A 17,190-nucleotide genomic window follows, 5' to 3' on the forward strand; every position below is an offset into this window, starting at 1 on the left:
GCGGCGAGAAAGGCATGGATGGCCGGGTCAAGCCCAGCCATGACGAGAGGAGAGGCCGCCCCTCACTCTCCCACCAGCTTCAACCACTCTTCTTCCGTCAGCACGGCGACGCCGTGCTTCTTCGCCTCGGCAAGCTTCGAACCGGCGCCGGGGCCGGCGACGACATAGTCCGTTTTCTTCGAGACCGAGCCCGAGACCTTTGCGCCCAGCCGCTCCGCCTTCGCCCTGGCCTCATCGCGCGTCATGCGCTCCAGCGTTCCCGTGAACACCACCGTCTTGCCGGCCACCGCCGAATTGCTCTTCGGCCTCTCGGCGTCGAGAATGGTGACTTCCTTCGTCAGCCGCTCGACGATGCCGCGGTTGTGGCTTTCCTTGAAATAAGCGGCAATGCTGTGGATCACGGTGTCGCCGATCTGGTCCAGCGCATCCATGTCGGCGATCGCCTCCTCATCGTCCCGCGCGACCTTCAGGCAGGCCTCATGAAAGGCCTCCCAGGAGCCATAGCCGCGCGCCAGCGCCAGAGCCGTGGTTTCGCCGACATGGCGCATGCCCAGCGCATAGATGAAACGCTCCAGCGCGATCCGGCGGCGCGCCTCGATCGCATTGAAGAGATTGCGCACCGAAGTCTCGCCATAGCCCTCGATCTCTTCCAGCTTGATCTTGGCGTTGCGGGCAGAAAGCGTGAAAATATCGGCGGGCTCCTTCACCCAGCCCTGCTCGAAGAAAAATTCGATCTGCTTCTCGCCGAGACCATCAATGTCGAACGCACGGCGCGAGCAGAACAGCTTTAGGTGCTCGATCTTCTGATAGGGGCAGGCGAACTCGCCGGTGCAGCGCGCCCGCGCGCCCTCCTCGCCGGTCGCCGTCTCCTCGCGGACCACGTCGGTGTGCAACGGGCACGGACATTTCTTCGGAAACTGGAACGGCCTGGCGTCCTTCGGCCGTTTGTCGATGATGACGTCCACCACCTGCGGGATGACGTCGCCGGCGCGCTGGATCACGACGGTGTCACCGATCCGGATGTCGCGCCCCTCGCGCAGGCTCTCGCCCTTGTTGCCGACGCCCTTGACGTAATCCTCGTTGTGCAGCGTCACGTTCTGCACGATGACGCCGCCGACCCCGACCGGCTCGAGCTTGCCGACCGGCGTGAACGAGCCGGTGCGCCCGACCTGGATCTCGATGTCCTTGAGCACGGTCATGGCGCGCTCGGCGGGGAATTTGTGCGCGATTGCCCAGCGCGGCGTGCGCGACACGAAGCCGAGCCGCTCCTGCCAATCGATGCGATCGACCTTGTAGACCACGCCGTCGATATCGTAGTCGAGCTCGGCGCGCTGCTCCTCGATCTTGTGGTGGAAGGCGAGCAATTGATCGACCGAGTGACAGAGCTTTGTCAGCGGATTGGTCTTGAAGCCGCAGCGCTCGAACCAGTGGATCATCCCGGTTTGCGTCTGTTCCGGCATCGCGCTCATCTCGCCCCAGGCATAGGCGAAGAAGCCGAGTGGGCGCGAGGCGGTGATGCTCGGATCCTTCTGGCGCAACGAGCCCGCGGCGGAGTTGCGCGGGTTGGCGAACACGGTGTCGCCCGCCGCCTTCTGCCGCTCGTTCAGCGCCAGAAAAGCATGCTTGGTCATGTAGACCTCGCCGCGCACCTCGCAGATGTCCGGGATGTTGCGGCCCTTGAGTTTTTGCGGCACGTCTTCGAGGGTGCGGATATTGGCCGTCACGTCCTCGCCTTCCGCGCCGTCGCCGCGCGTCGCGGCGGTGACGAGCTCGCCGCCTTCATAGCGCAGCGACATCGAGAGCCCGTCGATCTTCGGCTCGGCGGAAAAATCGATCCTGTCGTCGGCGAGTTTGAGGAAGCGCGCGATGCGGCCGACGAAATCGCGCACATCCTCTTCCGCAAAGGCGTTGTCGAGCGAGAGCATCGGCAGCGCATGGCGGACTTTCCTGAACCGCCCCAACGGCGCGGCGCCCACCTTCTGCGACGGCGATTCCGGCGTGACGAATTCCGGAAAGCGCGCCTCGATCGCATTGAAGCGCGCTCGCAGCGCATCATATTCGGCGTCCGAAATTTTCGGCGCGTCTTCCTGATAGTAAAGCCGATCGTGCTCTTCGAGCTCCAGCGCCAGCCGTTTCCATTCGGTCTTGGCCTGGGCCTTGGTGAGATCGGCGACGTCAGGAAGGGTCTTTGCTTTTGCTGCTCTGGCCATCATGCATATTATGGTTCGTCATTCCGGGGCGATGCGCAAGCATCGAACCCGGAATCTCGAGGTTATGAGCACCGTCATGGCTTACTATGTATATATTCTCGCCAGCCAGAAGGATGGGGCAATTATCTTGGTGTGACGAACGACATGAGCGCCCCGGAATGACGCGCGTCCCTTACGCCGTCGCCGCCTTTAACAACCGCTCCGCCGCCGCCCTCGCCTCCGCGGTGATCTCGGCACCTGCCAGCATGCGGGCGATTTCCTCGCGGCGGTGGTCGGCGGCGAGTGCGTTGACGCGGGTGGCGACGCGCTTGCCCTTGTCGAGCGCGTCCTTGGAAATCAGGAAATGCCGATCGGCGCGTGCGGCCACCTGCGGCGCGTGCGTCACCGCCATCACCTGCACCTGGCTCGCGAGCCGCGCCAGCCGCGCGCCGATGGCGTCCGCGACCGCGCCGCCCACTCCGGTGTCGATTTCGTCGAACACCAGCGTCGGCGCCGAGCCGCGGTCGGACAGCACGACCTTCAGCGCGAGCAGGAAGCGCGACAGCTCGCCGCCGGAAGCGACCTTCATTAATGGTCCCGGCTTGGTCCCCGGATTGGTCTGCACCCAGAACTCGACGCGATCGAATCCTTCCGGCCCCGGCGCCTTCTCATCGCTCTCGACCTGGGTCATGAACTTGGCGCGCTCGAGCTTGAGCGGCGCGAGCTCGGCATTGACGGCCTTGTTGAGCTTGTCCGCCGCCTTGGCACGCGCGGCGGACAGTTTTGCCGCGGAGGCCCGGTAGCGTTCGTCGGCCTCGTGCGCCGCGGCTTCCAGCTTCTTGAGCTGCTCGGCGCCGGCATCGATCAGCGCGACGTCGGCGGCGTATTTGGCGGCGAGCGCGGCAAGCCCATCCACCGGCGTCGAATATTTGCGGGAGGCGGCGCGCAAGCTGAACAGGCGCTCCTCGATTCGCTCGAGCTCCAACGGATCGAAATCGGCGGCGGCAAGCGCCGCGGAGAGATGCTGGTCCGCCTCCTCCAGCGCGTTGATCGCCGCATCGATCGCCTTCACCGCCGGCTCGACCAGCGCCGGCGAATTGGCCGCACGGCGCTCCAGCCGCCGCACCGCCGCCGAGAGCGAAGCGATCGGCGAATGATTGCCGCTGACGGCATCTTGCGCCTCGCGCAAATCGGCGGCGATCTTCTCGCCCTGCATCATCACGGTGCGACGTTCGGCGAGCTGCGTCTCCTCGCCGTCCTTGGGCGCGAGCACCTTCAGCTCGTCGGAGGCATGGCGCAGATAGTCGGCCTCGCGCGCGGCGCGCTCCATCCCGGCACGGTGCTCGTCGAGCGCGGCATTGGCGGTGCGGCGTGTCTCCCAGAGGCGCTCCAGCGCGGTGACATCCTTTTCCAGCCCGGCGAAGGCATCGAGCAGGCGGCGATGGGTCGCGGCGTCGACCAGCGCGCGCTCGTCATGCTGGCCGTGGATCTCGACCAGCGCGGCGCCGACCGCCTTCAGCGTCTGCACGCTGATCGCCTGATCGTTGATGAAGGCGCGGGTGCGCCCGTCCGCCATCTGCACCCGGCGCAGAATCATTTCGCCGGTGTCCTCGAGCCCGTTCTCGGCGAGGATCGCAGTCGCCGGATGGTTCTTCGGCACATCGAAGACCGCCGTCACTTGTCCCTGCTCGGCGCCGTGGCGCACCAGGCTCGCATCGCCGCGGCCGCCCAGCGCCAGCGCGAAGGCATCGAGCAGGATTGATTTACCGGCGCCGGTCTCCCCGGTCAGCACGGCCAGCCCTTTGGAGAATTCGATATCGAGCCGTTCGATCAGGACGATGTCACGGATCGACAGACGCGCCAGCATGGAAGGCAAGTTCCCTAGGAGATTCGAAGTTCGCTTGAGTTTAGCACGCTGCCGGCGAACCCCGCTTCCGGGACGCTAGCCCAGGCCAACTTTCTTGAAGGCCCGGCTGATCCAGGATCCCTGATTCTCGGTCGGCTCCGCACCGCCGGATTTTACAAGATTATAGGCGTCCTGGTACCAGCGGCTATCGGGAAAATTGTGCCCGAGCACGGCCGCCGCCGTCTGCGCCTCGCCGACGATGCCGATGGCCATATAGGCCTCGGTGAGCCGGAACAGCGCTTCCTCGACATGGCGCGTGGTCTGGTACTGCGTGACGACGGTCTTGAAGCGGTTGATCGCCGCCGTGTAGTCACGCTTTTCGATGTAGTAGCGGCCGATATCCATCTCCTTGCCGGCGAGCTGGTCGCGCGCGGCCTGCAGCTTGGCCTTGGCGCTGACGGCGTATTCGGAGGTGGGATATTTGCGAACCACTTCTTCGAGCGCGGCAATCGCCTTCTCGGTGCGGTTCTGGTCGCGGGAAATGTCGGGAATCTGGTCGTAATGCGAGGACGCGATCAGATATTGCGCATAGGCCGCATCCGGGCTGCCGGGGTGCAGCGTCACGTAGCGCGTCGCGGCCCCGATGCAGCTATCATAGTCGCCTGCCTGGTAGAACGAGTAGGCCGACATCAGAAGCGATTTGCGGGCCCAATCGGAATAGGGATGCTCGCGGTCGACTTCCTCGAACTTCTTCGAGGCCGCCTTCGGATCCTTCTTCTGGTTCATCAGGTACAAGCCCTCGTTGTAGAGCTTGTCCGCCGGCTCATCGACGAAGGTCTCGTCCTTGGCCAGGAACTTGTCCCACAGCGGGCCGGTGCCGCAGCCACTCAGGGGAATGGCGAGCGCGATCAGGGATGCGGCCAGCCGTAGCTGCCGCGCCTTGGCCACGCCCTTGCGTCGTTCACGCGTTACAGGGATTGCCGCCATCGCCTACGAACCTGACCCGTGTGTACTGCGGCGCCTGCTGCCCGCGATAAAAGACGATCACGCAATGATTGCGGTGCCGCAGATTGCCCGAAAGCTCGTTGACCGGACCTTGACGCCTGCCATGCGACCAAGACCCCTTAGCTGAAAACGCTCCGTCAACCAACCGCATAGGGACGTATTTCGCCCGGATTAAGGCGGCGCGAGGGCATGCAAACCGTCATCATCCGCTTTACAGGACATCTGGAAAGGACGCCCTGACAAGGGCCGGCGGTCGCCGCTTAGGACACGTCCGGGCCATAGGCCGGCGCCACCAGCCCTCCGGCCATGCCACGGCCAACTTCGGCCTGGGTGCGGGGGCGGCGCGCCGCCTCGCCTTCGACCAAACGCCAAGCTGTGCGATCGGCAAGGAGCGCCGTCAGCACCGCGTGGTTGAGCTTGTGGCCGCCGCGGAACGAGCGATAAGCCCCAAGCAGCGGACGCCCTGCCAGCGCAAGGTCGCCGATCACATCGAGCACCTTGTGACGGGCACATTCGTCGGCATAACGCAGCCCTTCCGGATTGAGCAGTCGCTCGTCATCGAACACGACGGAATTTTCGAAGGACGCACCGAGCGCGAAACCGGCGCTCCACAGCCGCGCCACGTCGTTCATGCAGCCGAAGGTGCGGGCGCGGGAGACCTCGCGGCGGAAACCTTCCGGGCTGACATCGAGGCTGTATTGCTGGCGGCCGATCACCGGATTGGCGAAGTCGATTTCGACCTCGGCGCGGAAGCCGCCTGCATAGGGACGGAATTCGCCGAACGAATCGCCCATCGCGACTTTCACGGGTTTGAGCACCTGAATAAAACGACGCGGCGCGGATTGGGCGACAATGCCGGCCTGCTCGATGGCATTCACGAACGGCGCGGCGCTGCCGTCCATGATCGGAACTTCCGGACCGTCGATTTCGATCGTTGCGTTATCGACGCCCATTCCGCGCAGAGCCGCAAGGACATGCTCCGCAGTGGAGACGAGCGGACCTTCGCGATCACCGAGGACCGTTGCGAATTCGGTGGAGATGACCGAGTCGGCAGTGGCGCGGATCGCGCGGTCACGGCCATCAAGGCCGGAGCGAATAAAGATAAAGCCTGCATCGATCGATGCAGGGCCGATGGTCAGGCTGACGGCCGAACCGGAATGAACACCAACGCCCGACACAGTGGCTTGCGCACGCAGCGTTGTTTGCCGGCCAAATTTCATTGGAAACCCGCCCACCACGACATTTACCTTACAGCTCGATTCACCGGAGTTCCGGCTGCGTCGAGCCAAGGCATCCCCAAATCACGCGCAGACGATAGCACCGCCCCCAAGAGCGCCAACTCACGCTTTTTTACGGATTGTTACCCTATCTCCGCCGTATTCGCGCCAAAGCTTAACCAAATTGAACCTGCGCTGGACACGATTTCCGCATCTGCATCAAAACCAGGAATAGATAATTAATCATTTAAAATCAGCCGCTTGCAAAAATGATTCGATGCCGCCGCCGGTGCAAAAGAAGAGGCCCCGGCGGCTTTCACCAGGGCCTTTTCCACAAGTTCGCTTGTAACAATTGTCAGGTTGCCTGCCGGCGCAGGAAGGCGGGGATATCAAGATGATCGTCTCCCTGTGGCGCCGGCGCAACAGGTGCCGGACGGCCATGCGGGTCCAATCCCTGTGGAGTCGGCCGACGCGCGTACTCTGATACCGGCTCGTTCGCCGCGATTTGCTGTTGCACGCTGCGCTGGGGCTTGCGCTCCGGCAGCGGCGGCATCGCCGGCATGGCGGGCCCTGCGGCGCGGGCGGCGACCGGCGGCTCGCTGTCCTCGTCACGACGGCCGAGGCCGACATTGGCGAGGCGCTGTAACAAGGAGAGCCGGCTCTTCTGCGGATGCTCTTCCTCGGCCTCGCCACGGGCCTGCCGAATCTCGGCCTGGGCCGGCATTGGCAGTTCCTCGAATTTCGGCATCCGCGGCGCGCGCGGGGGCGCCTTCTCCGCCGCCTGCGGAATGAAGGTTTCCGGCGTCATCGGCTCGCTGGCCTCGGCCCGCGCCACTTCGGGCTCGGGGAATAGCGAAGGCTTCGGAGCGATCGGACGGACCGTGACATCGCCATAGGAGGCCGGCTGCACCGGCGCGGTCGGGGCCGCCATCGGGGCTTCCGGGGCGACCGCCGCGGCGATCGCGGCCAATGCGGCGCGTTCGACATTGCCGGCGCCACGCGGCGGGTGGACACCATGTGCCGTCGCAGGCACCTGGGCTTCGAGCTTGGCCGCGCGTTCGGCAAGCCGCTGATTGTCCGCACGCAGACGCGCCGTGAGGTCGGCGAGCCGGTTTTCCGGCGAGGCATTGGTGGCAGGCGCGGCGGCTGGCGCCGAGGGACCTGCGATGCGGTGCGCGATCTGCGACTGCTCGATGCCGGTCGCAACCACCGAGACCCGAATCAGGCCGTCGAGCGCCTCGTCGAAGGTGGCGCCGACGATGATGTTGGCATCCTGATCGACCTCCTCGCGAATTCGCGTAGCGGCCTCGTCGACCTCGAACAGGGTCAGATCCTTGCCGCCGGTGATCGAGATCAGAAGGCCCTTGGCGCCCTTCATCGAGGAATCGTCGATCAGCGGATTGGCGATCGCGGCTTCCGCGGCCGTGAGCGCCCGCTTCTCGCCGGAGGCTTCGCCGGTGCCCATCATCGCCTTGCCCATTTCGCGCATCACGGCGCGGACGTCGGCGAAGTCGAGGTTGATCAAGCCTTCCTTCACCATCAGGTCGGTGATGCAGGCCACGCCCGAGTAGAGCACCTGGTCCGCCATGGCAAAGGCGTCGGCAAAGGTGGTCTTCTCGTTGGCGACCCGGAACAGGTTCTGGTTCGGGATGATCAGCAGCGTGTCCACCACCTTGTGCAGTTCGGAGATGCCGGATTCCGCGGTGCGCATGCGACGCCCGCCTTCGAAGTGGAAAGGCTTCGTCACCACGCCCACCGTGAGGATGCCCATTTCGCGCGCGGTCTTGGCAATCACGGGAGCGGCGCCGGTGCCGGTACCGCCGCCCATGCCGGCGGTGACGAACACCATGTTGGCGCCGGAGAGATGGTCGCGGATCTCATCGATTACCTCTTGCGCGGCGGCAGCCCCCACGTCCGGCTGCGACCCCGCCCCCAGGCCCTGGGTCACCTGGGTGCCCATCTGGATGATGCGCTGCGCCTTCGACATCGTGAGCGCCTGCGCGTCGGTGTTGGCGACGACGAAGTCGACTCCCATGAGGCCGGCCGTGATCATGTTGTTGACGGCATTGCCGCCCGCTCCACCGACGCCGAATACGGTAATCCGCGGCTTCAACTCGTGGATGTCAGGGGGAGTAATATTGAGTGCCATGGTTGCCTCTCGATCACGCGCGCGTGGGTTCACCCCGGCCGGCGGCCGCGGGAGTTGGTGGAATGGATGAGGGACGGAACGAAGCCATCAGAAGCCCTCGCGAAGCCATCGTCCGACCTTTCCGAAGTAACCGTCCGTCCCTGTCCTGAGCTGCCGCGTATGCCGCGGTTCGACATGTTCAAGGTGAGCGTATTGCGGATAGACCAGGAGCCCGGTGGGCACCGCGAAAGATGCGTTCTTCGCCTCGCTCGGCAGGCGGCCGAAGCCGAGCGGCCGGCCGAGCCGCACCGGGCGGTTGAGGATCTGGGTGGCAAGCTCGACGACGCCGGTGAGCTGCGCCGCTCCGCCGCTCAAGACAACGCGCGCCTTCGGCTCCGCCGCAAAAGGAGAATCCGCAAGCCGGTCCCGGACCATCTCAAAAATCTCCTCGGCACGATGACGGATAATGCTTCCGATCGTGGCGCGGGACACGATCTGCGGAACGTCCCGCTCTTGGTCGCCGGCCGTCGGCACGGACATCAGCTCCCGCGCATCGGACCCGCCGGTCAGCACGGTGCCATATAACGTCTTGATTCGCTCGGCATCCGCAATGCACGCCGAGAGGCCGCGTGCAAGATCCATCGTGATGTGACGGCCGCCGACGGCAAAGCCCGAGGCATGAACGAAGCGGCCGCCGGAATAGATCGCGATCGTCGTCGTGCCGGCGCCCATCTCGACCACGGCGGCGCCGAGATCGGCTTCGTCGTCGGTCAGGACCGACAGGCCCGCCACATAGGGACTCGCCGCCATCGCCTCGACGTTGAGATGGCAGCGCTCCACCACCAGCATCAGGTTGTGCGCCACGGTCGCGTCCGCCGTCACGACATTCATCTCGACGCCGAACTGGCGCGCCACCATGCCCTTGGGATCGCGAACGCCCTTGACGCCGTCGAGCGCGTAGCTGGTGGGCAGCGCGTGCAGGACGGTGCGGCCGACGCCGGTGGCGTGGCGCATGCCGGTCGAGGTGAGCCGCGCCACATCCGCGGCCGTCACGGTGCCGCCGCGGATATCGGTGGCGGCTTCGATCATGTGGCCCTGCAGGCGGCCGCCGGAGACCGAGAGCAGCACGGATTCGACGCGCACCTTGGCCATGCGTTCGGCGAGCGACACCGCCTGGCGCACCGCCTGCTCGCATTCGTTGAGATCGACCACTGCACCGGCCTTAACGCCGCGCGACTGGATCTGGCTGTAGCCGATCAGCTCGGCCACATGCGTCCGCCCGCGCAGCGCATCGCTCGGCGGACAGGGCCTCAGCCGCGCGATCATGCAGGCGATCTTGCTGGTGCCGATATCGAGCGAAGCGACCAGCGCCGTGCGCTTGTGCGGCATCGGACGGGTCTTCGGGGTCTGGGCGCGATCAAGACCGGTCATGCGTCACCGGCCTTCTTCTTGGTCTTCTTGTCGTCGTACAGCTTGTCGCGCGCCTTCGCCGCATCGTCGGACAATTGCACGACGAGCCGGTCCGGCAGGCGCATGTCGACCGCGACGATGTCGCGGGAGAACAGCTTTTCCTCTTTGTCGAGCCGGCTCAATTCGGCCAGCGCATTGCCGACGTCGTGCTCCGGCAGGCGAATGTCGAGCCCGTCCTTGAGCCGCAGATTCCAGCGCCGTTCCCCGACGTAGATCGCGGCCTTGGTCACATCATGCACCTGCGGGTAGCGCGCGAGCAGCGCCAGGAAATCCCGCGCATGGGTTTCGGCTCCCTTGCCGACCACCAGCGGCAAGGTGAGGAAGCGGCGCGAGACATAGGGTTCGAGGACGGCGCCGTCCTCGGCGATGACGGCGAGCCGGCCGTCCTCTTGCCAGAGGGCGAAGGCGGTACGCTCGACGAGGTCGATCTGGAGCTGGCCGGGATAAAGCTTCAGCACGGTCGCATCCGCGATCCACGGATTGGCTTTCAGGCGGTCGCGCACCGCGGCGGCGTCCAGGAACAGCAGCGAGGAACGGCCGTTGACGCCGCCGATGCCGAGCACCTCGTCCTGGGTCAATTGCCTGCGGCCGTTGATGACGACCGAGGTGATTCGGAAGCCCGCCGAATTGGCAAGCGCGTTGCGGGCATCGGACAGCGCCGCGTTGAACTCCTCGGCGTGGCCGCCCTTGACGATGCCGAGCCAGAGACTGCCGAGCAGGAGCATGACGGTGGCGGCCAGCCCGGCGCGGCGCGGCACGTGGCGCTCGATCCAGGCGACGATGCGCGGCGGCGGCTCACGTTCGATCACAGGTTTAACGATCGGCTTGACCAGCGATTTGACGGGGCCGACGCGACGAACGAAGAGGCGCTCGCGCAGCAAGATCAGCGCGCCGATTGCGGCCGCTTTCAGATCAGCTTGGGGCCCCAGCGATCTCCCAGATCGGGCGAGGCGTCCGGCACCATCCATTGCACGAGCTCGTCAAATAATGTGTCCAGCACAGATGACGTCTCGGCTCGGCCGGGCTGGGTGTTGAAGGCAGAAGAGGCCCTTTTTCCCCTCGTGCGGTGGTCGAAGCGGAATACCGCGACAGCTCACGCCCGGCAGCCAAGCGCCATATGCGCCGCCAGCGTTAACCTTCGGGCTTCCTGGTAAACAAAAGGTAAAACGAATGGGGACGGGACGCTTTTTACGCAGTTCTGTGAGATGTTTGCCCCAAAATATTAAAGATTTTACCCATAGGGTTCCCAAACAGGGTCTGCCGACCCCTTTGGAGGGCCCCCTAGGTTGGGGTACGCCGTTCGGCCAGCGTAATTTGCTGGCGCAGGAAGTCGACGAAATCGATTCCTTGCGCCTTCAGCGCCTTGGGATAGAGCGAGGCCTTGGTCAGGCCCGGCAGGGTATTGGTCTCCAAGAACACCGTGCCCCGCTCCGAGACGATGAAATCGGAACGCGAATAGCCGCGGCAGGACAGCGCCCGGTGGGCGCGCAGCGCCTGATCCATGATTTGCGCGCTGACATCGGGGGCAAAACGTCCCGGGCAGATCTCCTGGGTCGCCTTGGCCAGATATTTTGCCCGGTAGTCGAAGCCGAAACCGCCATCGGCCGGGATGATCTCGATCGGCGGCAGTGCGATCACCGAGCCGTCTTCCTGCTCCAGCACGCCGCAGGTGGCTTCCGTCCCCGCGATGAAGGGTTCAATGACATATTCTTCGTGCCTGGCGGCGTTGCGGACCGCCACGATGTCCTGTCCGGAATTGACGAAGATCAGGCCATAGCTCGAGCCGTCACGCACAGGCTTGGCGATCAGCTTGCCGTATTGGGCGAACGCAGGCTCGATGTCCGCGAGTGCGATGCCGGGCGCGCAATTCGCGCCGCCGATCGCCGCAAAACGCTTGGCCGCGATCTTGTCGAAGGCGAGATGCGAGGACGCCGAGCCCGAGCCGGTGAACGGGATGCCGCGCATTTCGCACATCGCCTGCAACTCGCCGTTCTCGGCCCTGCCCCCATGCAGTCCCAGCACCAGCAAGCGGGCATCGGCTTTCGCATAGTCGAGCGCGGCCTCGATGGTGCTGCCGATGCGGCGGGCATCGGGCTTGAACGGATCCTCGAACGGGCGCGCGTGCGCGAGCAGTGTCGCGGCCCTGGTTTCATGCACGCTGTCGTCGACGTCCCAGAACCAGAGATCGGCCTCTGGAAGCGCGGAATGCAGCGCCTGGGCCGAGGCGACCGACACCAGGCGTTCCTTGTTGGTGCCGCCGAACAGGATGGTGATGCGCATCGTTCAGATCCGTTTACTTGTCATTCCGGGGCGCTCGTGACGGCAGCTAATCTGCTAACCTCCGCGCCGGCGATAACTATTGCGCAATCCCGACGCGTTTGATTTCCCACTGTAGCTCAATTCCGGATGATTCCTTGACACGCGCGCGCACGGTCTCGCCCAGCGTTTCGATGTCATGGCCACTGGCCTCGCCGGTGTTGATCAGGAAATTGCAATGCAGCTCCGACACCTGGGCGCCGCCGAGGCGCAAGCCGCGGCAGCCGGCGGCGTCGATCAGCTTCCAGGCGCTGTGGCCCGGCGGATTCTTGAAGGTCGAGCCGCCGGTCTTTTCGCGAATCGGCTGCGCCGTCTCGCGATGGCTTTGCACCTCGTGCATGCGGGCGCGAATCGCTTCCGGCGTCGTGCGCAGCCCACGAAAACGGGCGGCGGTGAAAATGATCGAGGGATCGACGCCGCTGCTGCGGTAGACGAATTTCATCTCGGCGTTGGAGAAGCTATGCCGCTCGCCTCGCCGATCGATGCCGGTCGCCTCAATCAGAACATCCTTGGTCTCAGCGCCATTGGCGCCGGCGTTCATGCGCAGCGCGCCGCCGATGCTGCCGGGAATGCCGAAATAGAACTCCAGCCCGCCGATATCGGCCGATGCCGCGGCTTCCGCCACGCGTTTGTCCAGCGCGGCGGTGCCCGCCACGACATCATCACCTTCCACCCTGACCTCGCCGAAGGCGCGCGGGCTGAGACGGATGACGATGCCCGAAATGCCACCGTCGCGCACGATCAGATTGGAGCCGACGCCGACGACATAGACCGGAAGCTCGCGCGGGAGATTCTTCAGAAAATAGGCAAGATCGTCTTGATCCGCCGGCGTGAACAGCACCTGCGCCGGACCGCCGACGCGAAACCAGGTGAACGGCGCGAGCCTTTCGTTAGCAAGCAACCGCCCGCGCAAGTGCGGCATCGCTGCTTTCAGCTCCGGCGTGATGTCGGGAAAGCCCAACGCCATCATCCCTGCGCCTTCAATTCATTGGGCAACGCGTAGGCCCATTGCGTGATGTTGCCGGCGCCGAGACAGACGACGAGATCACCGGGGCTGGCGAGGCCCTTGACGATGCCGGCGAGATCCGCCGGCCTTTGCAAGGAGATCACATCCCGATGGCCGTGCGCGCGCAGGCCGAGAACAAAGTGATCGCGGTCAATGCCTTCGATCGGCGCCTCGCCGGCCGGATAGACCTCGGCAACGATCACGGCGTCCGCATCATTGAAGCAGGTGCAAAACTCCTCGAACAGCGACTGCAGGCGGGTAAAGCGGTGCGGCTGCACCACGGCTATGACCTTGCCGTTGTAGGAGTCCCGCGCGGCTTTGAGCACCGCGGCGATCTCCACGGGGTGATGACCGTAGTCGTCGATGATGGTGACGCCGTTCCATTCGCCCGTTTTGGTGAAACGCCGCTTCACGCCGCCGAAGGACGCGATGGCCTTGCGGATCGCATCGTCGGAAATGCCGAGCTCATGGGCGACCGCAATCGCCGCCGTCGCGTTCGAGGCGTTGTGCCGGCCCGGCATCGGCAGCACGATGTCGGCGATCTCATGGGTCGCGCCGGTCTTGCGGTTGCGGAAGACGACCTTGAACGTCGAACCGCCGCCGCCGGCGGTGAGGTCGACCAGCCGCGCATCGGCCTGCGGGTTTTCGCCATAGGTGATGATGCGGCGATCCTCGATCTTGCCGACGAGCGTCTGCACGACCGGATGATCGAGACACATCACAGCGAAGCCGTAGAAGGGCACGTTCTCCACGAAATTCCGGAACGCGTCCTGCACCGCCTCGAAGGTCTTGAAGTGGTCGAGATGTTCAGGATCGACATTGGTGACGATGGCGACATCGGCCGGCAGCTTGAGGAAGGTGCCGTCGCTCTCGTCGGCCTCGACCACCATCCAGTCGCCGGCCCCGAGCCGCGCGTTGGTGCCATAGGCGTTGATGATGCCGCCGTTGATGACAGTGGGATCGAGTCCGCCGGCGTCGAGCAAGGTTGCAACCATCGAGGTCGTGGTGGTCTTGCCATGGGTCCCGGCGATCGCGACGCAGCTTTTCAGCCGCATCAACTCGGCAAGCATCTCGGCGCGGCGCACCACGGGAATGCGCTGGGCGCGCGCCGCCATCAATTCCGGATTGTCGCGCTTGATCGCGGTCGACACCACGACGACATCGGCGCCGTCGACATGCTCGGCCTTATGGCCGATCGAAACCTTGACGCCCTTCTCGCGCAGCCGCGCGACATTGGCGTTCTCGGACGCGTCAGAACCCTGCACGCGATAGCCGAGATTGCACAGCACCTCGGCAATGCCGCTCATGCCGATCCCGCCGATCCCGACGAAGTGGATGGGTCCGATCTCGCGCGGCAGTCTCATGTGGCGCCTCGTTCTCTCCGTCATGCCCCGGCTCGTCCCGGGCATCCACGAATCTTAGCCCTTCATGCAAGACGTGGATGGCCGGGACAAGCCCGGCCATGACGCCAGAACGTCGAAATACGTCGTTTTTTCGGTCATTCCGCGGCGCTCGCGGCGCCAGCGAACCCGAAATGTTGAGATTTTCGGATTCGCGCGCTCCGGAAAGACCGACGTCAAATACCGGCCACTTTTAGGACCAGATCGGCCAGTCGCTCGGCTGCATCGAGCCGGCCCGCTCCGCGCGCGGCTTTTGCCATCGCGTCAAGGCGCGCCGGCTCGGCCGCGAGAGCAGAGATTTCGGACGCGAGGCGATCCGATGTGAACCCCGATTGCGCGATCCGCAAGCCGCCACCCGCATTCGCCAGCACGCCGGCATTGGCAAATTGATCCTGGTCGATCGAACCCGGCAGCGGCACCAGAATCGAAGGCCGGCCGATCGCCGCAAGCTCTGCGACGGTGCCCGCACCGGAGCGCGACACCACCAGGTGATTCGATGCAAGCCGCGCCGGCAGGTCGGTGAAGAACGGCGCCAGCTCGGCATGGATCTTGAGCCGATCATAGACGGCGCGAACGCGCGCCATGTCCTCCTCGCGCACCTGCTGGGTGAGAATCAGGCGATTCCACAAGGATGGCTCGAGCCGCTCGATCGCGCCGGGCACGACATCGCTCATCACCCGTGCGCCCTGGCTGCCGCCAACCACCAGAAGGCGGAACGGGCCGGACGCATCGGGCGGGTTGTACGCAATCGCGGCCGCCGCGAGGATCGCGGGCCGCATCGGCGTGCCGACAGTGGTGGTTTTCTGGCCGAGCGCCGGATCGCGGTCGAGCACGCCCGGCAGCGAGGTCGCGACCGCATTGACATGGCGCGACAGAAAGCGGTTGGCGCGGCCAAGCACCGCGTTGGAATCGTGGATGACGCTCGGGATCCGCAACAGCCGCGCCGCGACCAGCGGCGGCACGGTCGGATAACCGCCGAAGCCGACCACCGCGGCGGGTTTGAGCTTTCGCACCAGGTTCAATGCCATCGCGGTGCCGAGAGCGAGCGTGATGCCGGTGCGGGCGAGTTGCCAGGGCGAGCGGCCGCGCATGGTTTCGCTCGGCACGACATCGATCATGTCCTTGGAGAACAAGCCGCTGTAACGCACCGCGCGGGAATCGGTGACGAGGCGAACGCGCAAGTCGCGTTTCATCAGTTCCACGGCGAGCGCCTCGGCGGGAAACAAATGTCCGCCGGTGCCGCCCGCAGCCAACAAAATCAAAGGCGCAGTTTCCATGAGGGCACCTTCTATAGCTAACGCGCTGGCATTGCGAGAAGCTAAGGGACGCACAAATCAAAGCACGTCGTTCCGGGGCGGTCCGTCAGCATCGAACTCCGATGTGCAACTGCACATCCGAGAATCTCGAGATTCCGGGTTCGCCTCGACGAGGCGCCCCGGAACGACGGAAGATCCACTTAAGCGAATCCGCGCGCCGCTCCGGGCTCGCCGACCGGCGATTGAATCTCGCTCTGCGGGCGCAGCCGCGTCAGCGCCAGCATCATTCCGACCCCATAGGCCAGCGATACCATCGAGGAGCCGCCATAGGAAATGAATGGCAGCGTCATGCCCTTGGCCGGGATGAGCTGCAGATTGACCGACATATTGATCGCTGCCTGCACCCCGAACAGGATGGCGAGCCCTGAGGCCGCAAAGCGGGAGAACATATCTTCGTTGCGGTAGGCGCGCGACAGCGCGCGGATCACGACGAAAGCAAACAGCGCCAGCAGCGCCAGGCAAAGCACGATCCCGAACTCTTCCGCCGCGACCGCAAACACGAAATCGGTGTGGCTGTCAGGCAGGTTGCGCTTGGCAATGCCCTCGCCCGGCCCAAGCCCGAGCCAACCGCCATTGGAAAAGGCCTCCATCGCAGTATCGACCTGGAACGTATCGCCGGAGGCCGGATTCATGAAGCGCTGGATGCGGCCTGCGACGTGCGGCACCAGGAGATAGGCGCCGAACAGGCCGGCGCCGGCCGCACCGGCAAGGCCCAGCACCCAGATCATACGCATGCCCGCGATGAAGAACAGCGAACCCCACACCATCAGGATCAGCATGGTCTGACCGAAATCGGGTTCCATCACGAGCAGCGCCACCAGAGTCAGCAGCAGCACCAGCGCCATCGAGGTCGCCGGCATTTCCGGCCGCTTGGTCGATTCGGCGAACAGCCAGGCGGCGATCACGACAAAGGCGGGCTTGGCGGCTTCCGAGGCCTGGATGTTGACGCCCAGCAGCGTGATCCACCGCCGCGAGCCCTTCACCTCGGGGCCGATCAGCAGCGTCACCACGATCAGCGCGATGCTGATCGCGAACACGATCAGCGCACTGCGGCGGATCTGCCGCGGCGACATGAAGGAGACGCCGATCAGCACGATGAAGGACGGCAGCAGGAAGAAGACATGGTGGTTGAAGAAATGGAAAGCATCGAGCCCGATGCGGGTCGCCACCGGCGGGCTCGCCGCCAGCGACAGAATGACGCCGCTCAGCATCAGCGCGATGATCGCCCCTAACAGCGGCCGGTCGACCGTCCACCACCATTGGGAAAGAGGATTGCGTTCTTCGCGGGAGAGCATCG

General features: G+C 64.9%; 12 protein-coding genes. All 12 read right to left on the reverse strand.

The window, feature by feature from the left end; genetic code table 11:
• Window positions 1-62 precede the first annotated feature (62 nt).
• Window positions 63-2,210: an NAD-dependent DNA ligase LigA gene (ligA, locus tag P6U23_RS33045; protein ID WP_407181666.1), complete on the reverse strand. Its 2,148-nt coding sequence runs from the start codon at window positions 2,208-2,210 to the stop codon at window positions 63-65.
• A gap of 172 nt (window positions 2,211-2,382) precedes the next feature.
• Window positions 2,383-4,056 (reverse strand): DNA repair protein RecN, encoded by a 1,674-nt coding sequence (recN, locus tag P6U23_RS33050; RefSeq protein ID WP_407176522.1) that lies wholly within the window; start codon window positions 4,054-4,056, stop codon window positions 2,383-2,385.
• 75 nt (window positions 4,057-4,131) lie between these two features.
• A complete protein-coding gene (locus tag P6U23_RS33055; RefSeq protein ID WP_407176523.1) occupies window positions 4,132-5,022 on the reverse strand; it encodes an outer membrane protein assembly factor BamD in 891 nt (296 codons plus the stop codon).
• A 278-nt stretch (window positions 5,023-5,300) separates the two neighbouring features.
• A complete protein-coding gene (lpxC, locus tag P6U23_RS33060; protein ID WP_407176524.1) occupies window positions 5,301-6,260 on the reverse strand; it encodes a UDP-3-O-acyl-N-acetylglucosamine deacetylase in 960 nt (319 codons plus the stop codon).
• A gap of 352 nt (window positions 6,261-6,612) precedes the next feature.
• Entirely contained in the window at window positions 6,613-8,406 is a 1,794-nt protein-coding gene (gene ftsZ, locus P6U23_RS33065; protein WP_407176525.1) for a cell division protein FtsZ, read from the reverse strand.
• 87 nt (window positions 8,407-8,493) lie between these two features.
• The gene (gene ftsA / locus P6U23_RS33070) at window positions 8,494-9,816 is read right to left on the reverse strand and encodes a cell division protein FtsA (protein WP_407176526.1); all 1,323 of its coding nucleotides are present in this window, start codon (window positions 9,814-9,816) and stop codon (window positions 8,494-8,496) included.
• Window positions 9,813-10,823 carry a cell division protein FtsQ/DivIB gene (locus P6U23_RS33075; protein ID WP_407176527.1) on the reverse strand — a complete coding sequence of 337 codons (1,011 nt, stop codon included), beginning with the start codon at window positions 10,821-10,823 and terminating at the stop codon, window positions 9,813-9,815. The genes ftsA and P6U23_RS33075 overlap by 4 nt, the downstream gene beginning before the upstream one ends.
• A 313-nt stretch (window positions 10,824-11,136) precedes the next feature.
• The gene (locus P6U23_RS33080) at window positions 11,137-12,135 is read right to left on the reverse strand and encodes a D-alanine--D-alanine ligase (RefSeq protein WP_407176528.1); all 999 of its coding nucleotides are present in this window, start codon (window positions 12,133-12,135) and stop codon (window positions 11,137-11,139) included.
• Window positions 12,136-12,211: 76 nt separating this feature from the next.
• Window positions 12,212-13,132: a UDP-N-acetylmuramate dehydrogenase gene (gene murB / locus P6U23_RS33085; protein ID WP_407181667.1), complete on the reverse strand. Its 921-nt coding sequence runs from the start codon at window positions 13,130-13,132 to the stop codon at window positions 12,212-12,214.
• Window positions 13,133-13,137: 5 nt separating this feature from the next.
• Window positions 13,138-14,541: a UDP-N-acetylmuramate--L-alanine ligase gene (murC, locus tag P6U23_RS33090; protein ID WP_407176529.1), complete on the reverse strand. Its 1,404-nt coding sequence runs from the start codon at window positions 14,539-14,541 to the stop codon at window positions 13,138-13,140.
• Window positions 14,542-14,753: 212 nt separating this feature from the next.
• Window positions 14,754-15,854 carry an undecaprenyldiphospho-muramoylpentapeptide beta-N-acetylglucosaminyltransferase gene (gene murG / locus P6U23_RS33095; protein ID WP_407176530.1) on the reverse strand — a complete coding sequence of 367 codons (1,101 nt, stop codon included), beginning with the start codon at window positions 15,852-15,854 and terminating at the stop codon, window positions 14,754-14,756.
• A 179-nt stretch (window positions 15,855-16,033) separates the two neighbouring features.
• The gene (gene ftsW / locus P6U23_RS33100; protein WP_407181668.1) at window positions 16,034-17,188 is read right to left on the reverse strand and encodes a putative lipid II flippase FtsW; all 1,155 of its coding nucleotides are present in this window, start codon (window positions 17,186-17,188) and stop codon (window positions 16,034-16,036) included.
• Between the last annotated feature and the right edge of the window lie 2 nt (window positions 17,189-17,190).

Origin of the sequence: Bradyrhizobium sp. STM 3562 (genome assembly GCF_045571435.1) — a bacterium.
In the GTDB taxonomy this organism is placed as follows: Bacteria; Pseudomonadota; Alphaproteobacteria; order Rhizobiales; family Xanthobacteraceae; genus Bradyrhizobium.

Coding starts and splice junctions, on each gene's coding strand:
- P6U23_RS33075 (WP_407176527.1), bottom strand. CDS start 10,823: ATGGATGGTGCCGGACGCCTCGCCCGATCTGGGAGATCGCTGGGGCCC.
- murC (WP_407176529.1), bottom strand. CDS start 14,541: ATGAGACTGCCGCGCGAGATCGGACCCATCCACTTCGTCGGGATCGGC.
- P6U23_RS33055 (WP_407176523.1), bottom strand. CDS start 5,022: ATGGCGGCAATCCCTGTAACGCGTGAACGACGCAAGGGCGTGGCCAAG.
- lpxC (WP_407176524.1), bottom strand. CDS start 6,260: ATGAAATTTGGCCGGCAAACAACGCTGCGTGCGCAAGCCACTGTGTCG.
- murG (WP_407176530.1), bottom strand. CDS start 15,854: ATGGAAACTGCGCCTTTGATTTTGTTGGCTGCGGGCGGCACCGGCGGA.
- ftsW (WP_407181668.1), bottom strand. CDS start 17,188: ATGCTCTCCCGCGAAGAACGCAATCCTCTTTCCCAATGGTGGTGGACG.
- ligA (WP_407181666.1), bottom strand. CDS start 2,210: ATGGCCAGAGCAGCAAAAGCAAAGACCCTTCCTGACGTCGCCGATCTC.
- ftsZ (WP_407176525.1), bottom strand. CDS start 8,406: ATGGCACTCAATATTACTCCCCCTGACATCCACGAGTTGAAGCCGCGG.
- P6U23_RS33080 (WP_407176528.1), bottom strand. CDS start 12,135: ATGCGCATCACCATCCTGTTCGGCGGCACCAACAAGGAACGCCTGGTG.
- ftsA (WP_407176526.1), bottom strand. CDS start 9,816: ATGACCGGTCTTGATCGCGCCCAGACCCCGAAGACCCGTCCGATGCCG.
- recN (WP_407176522.1), bottom strand. CDS start 4,056: ATGCTGGCGCGTCTGTCGATCCGTGACATCGTCCTGATCGAACGGCTC.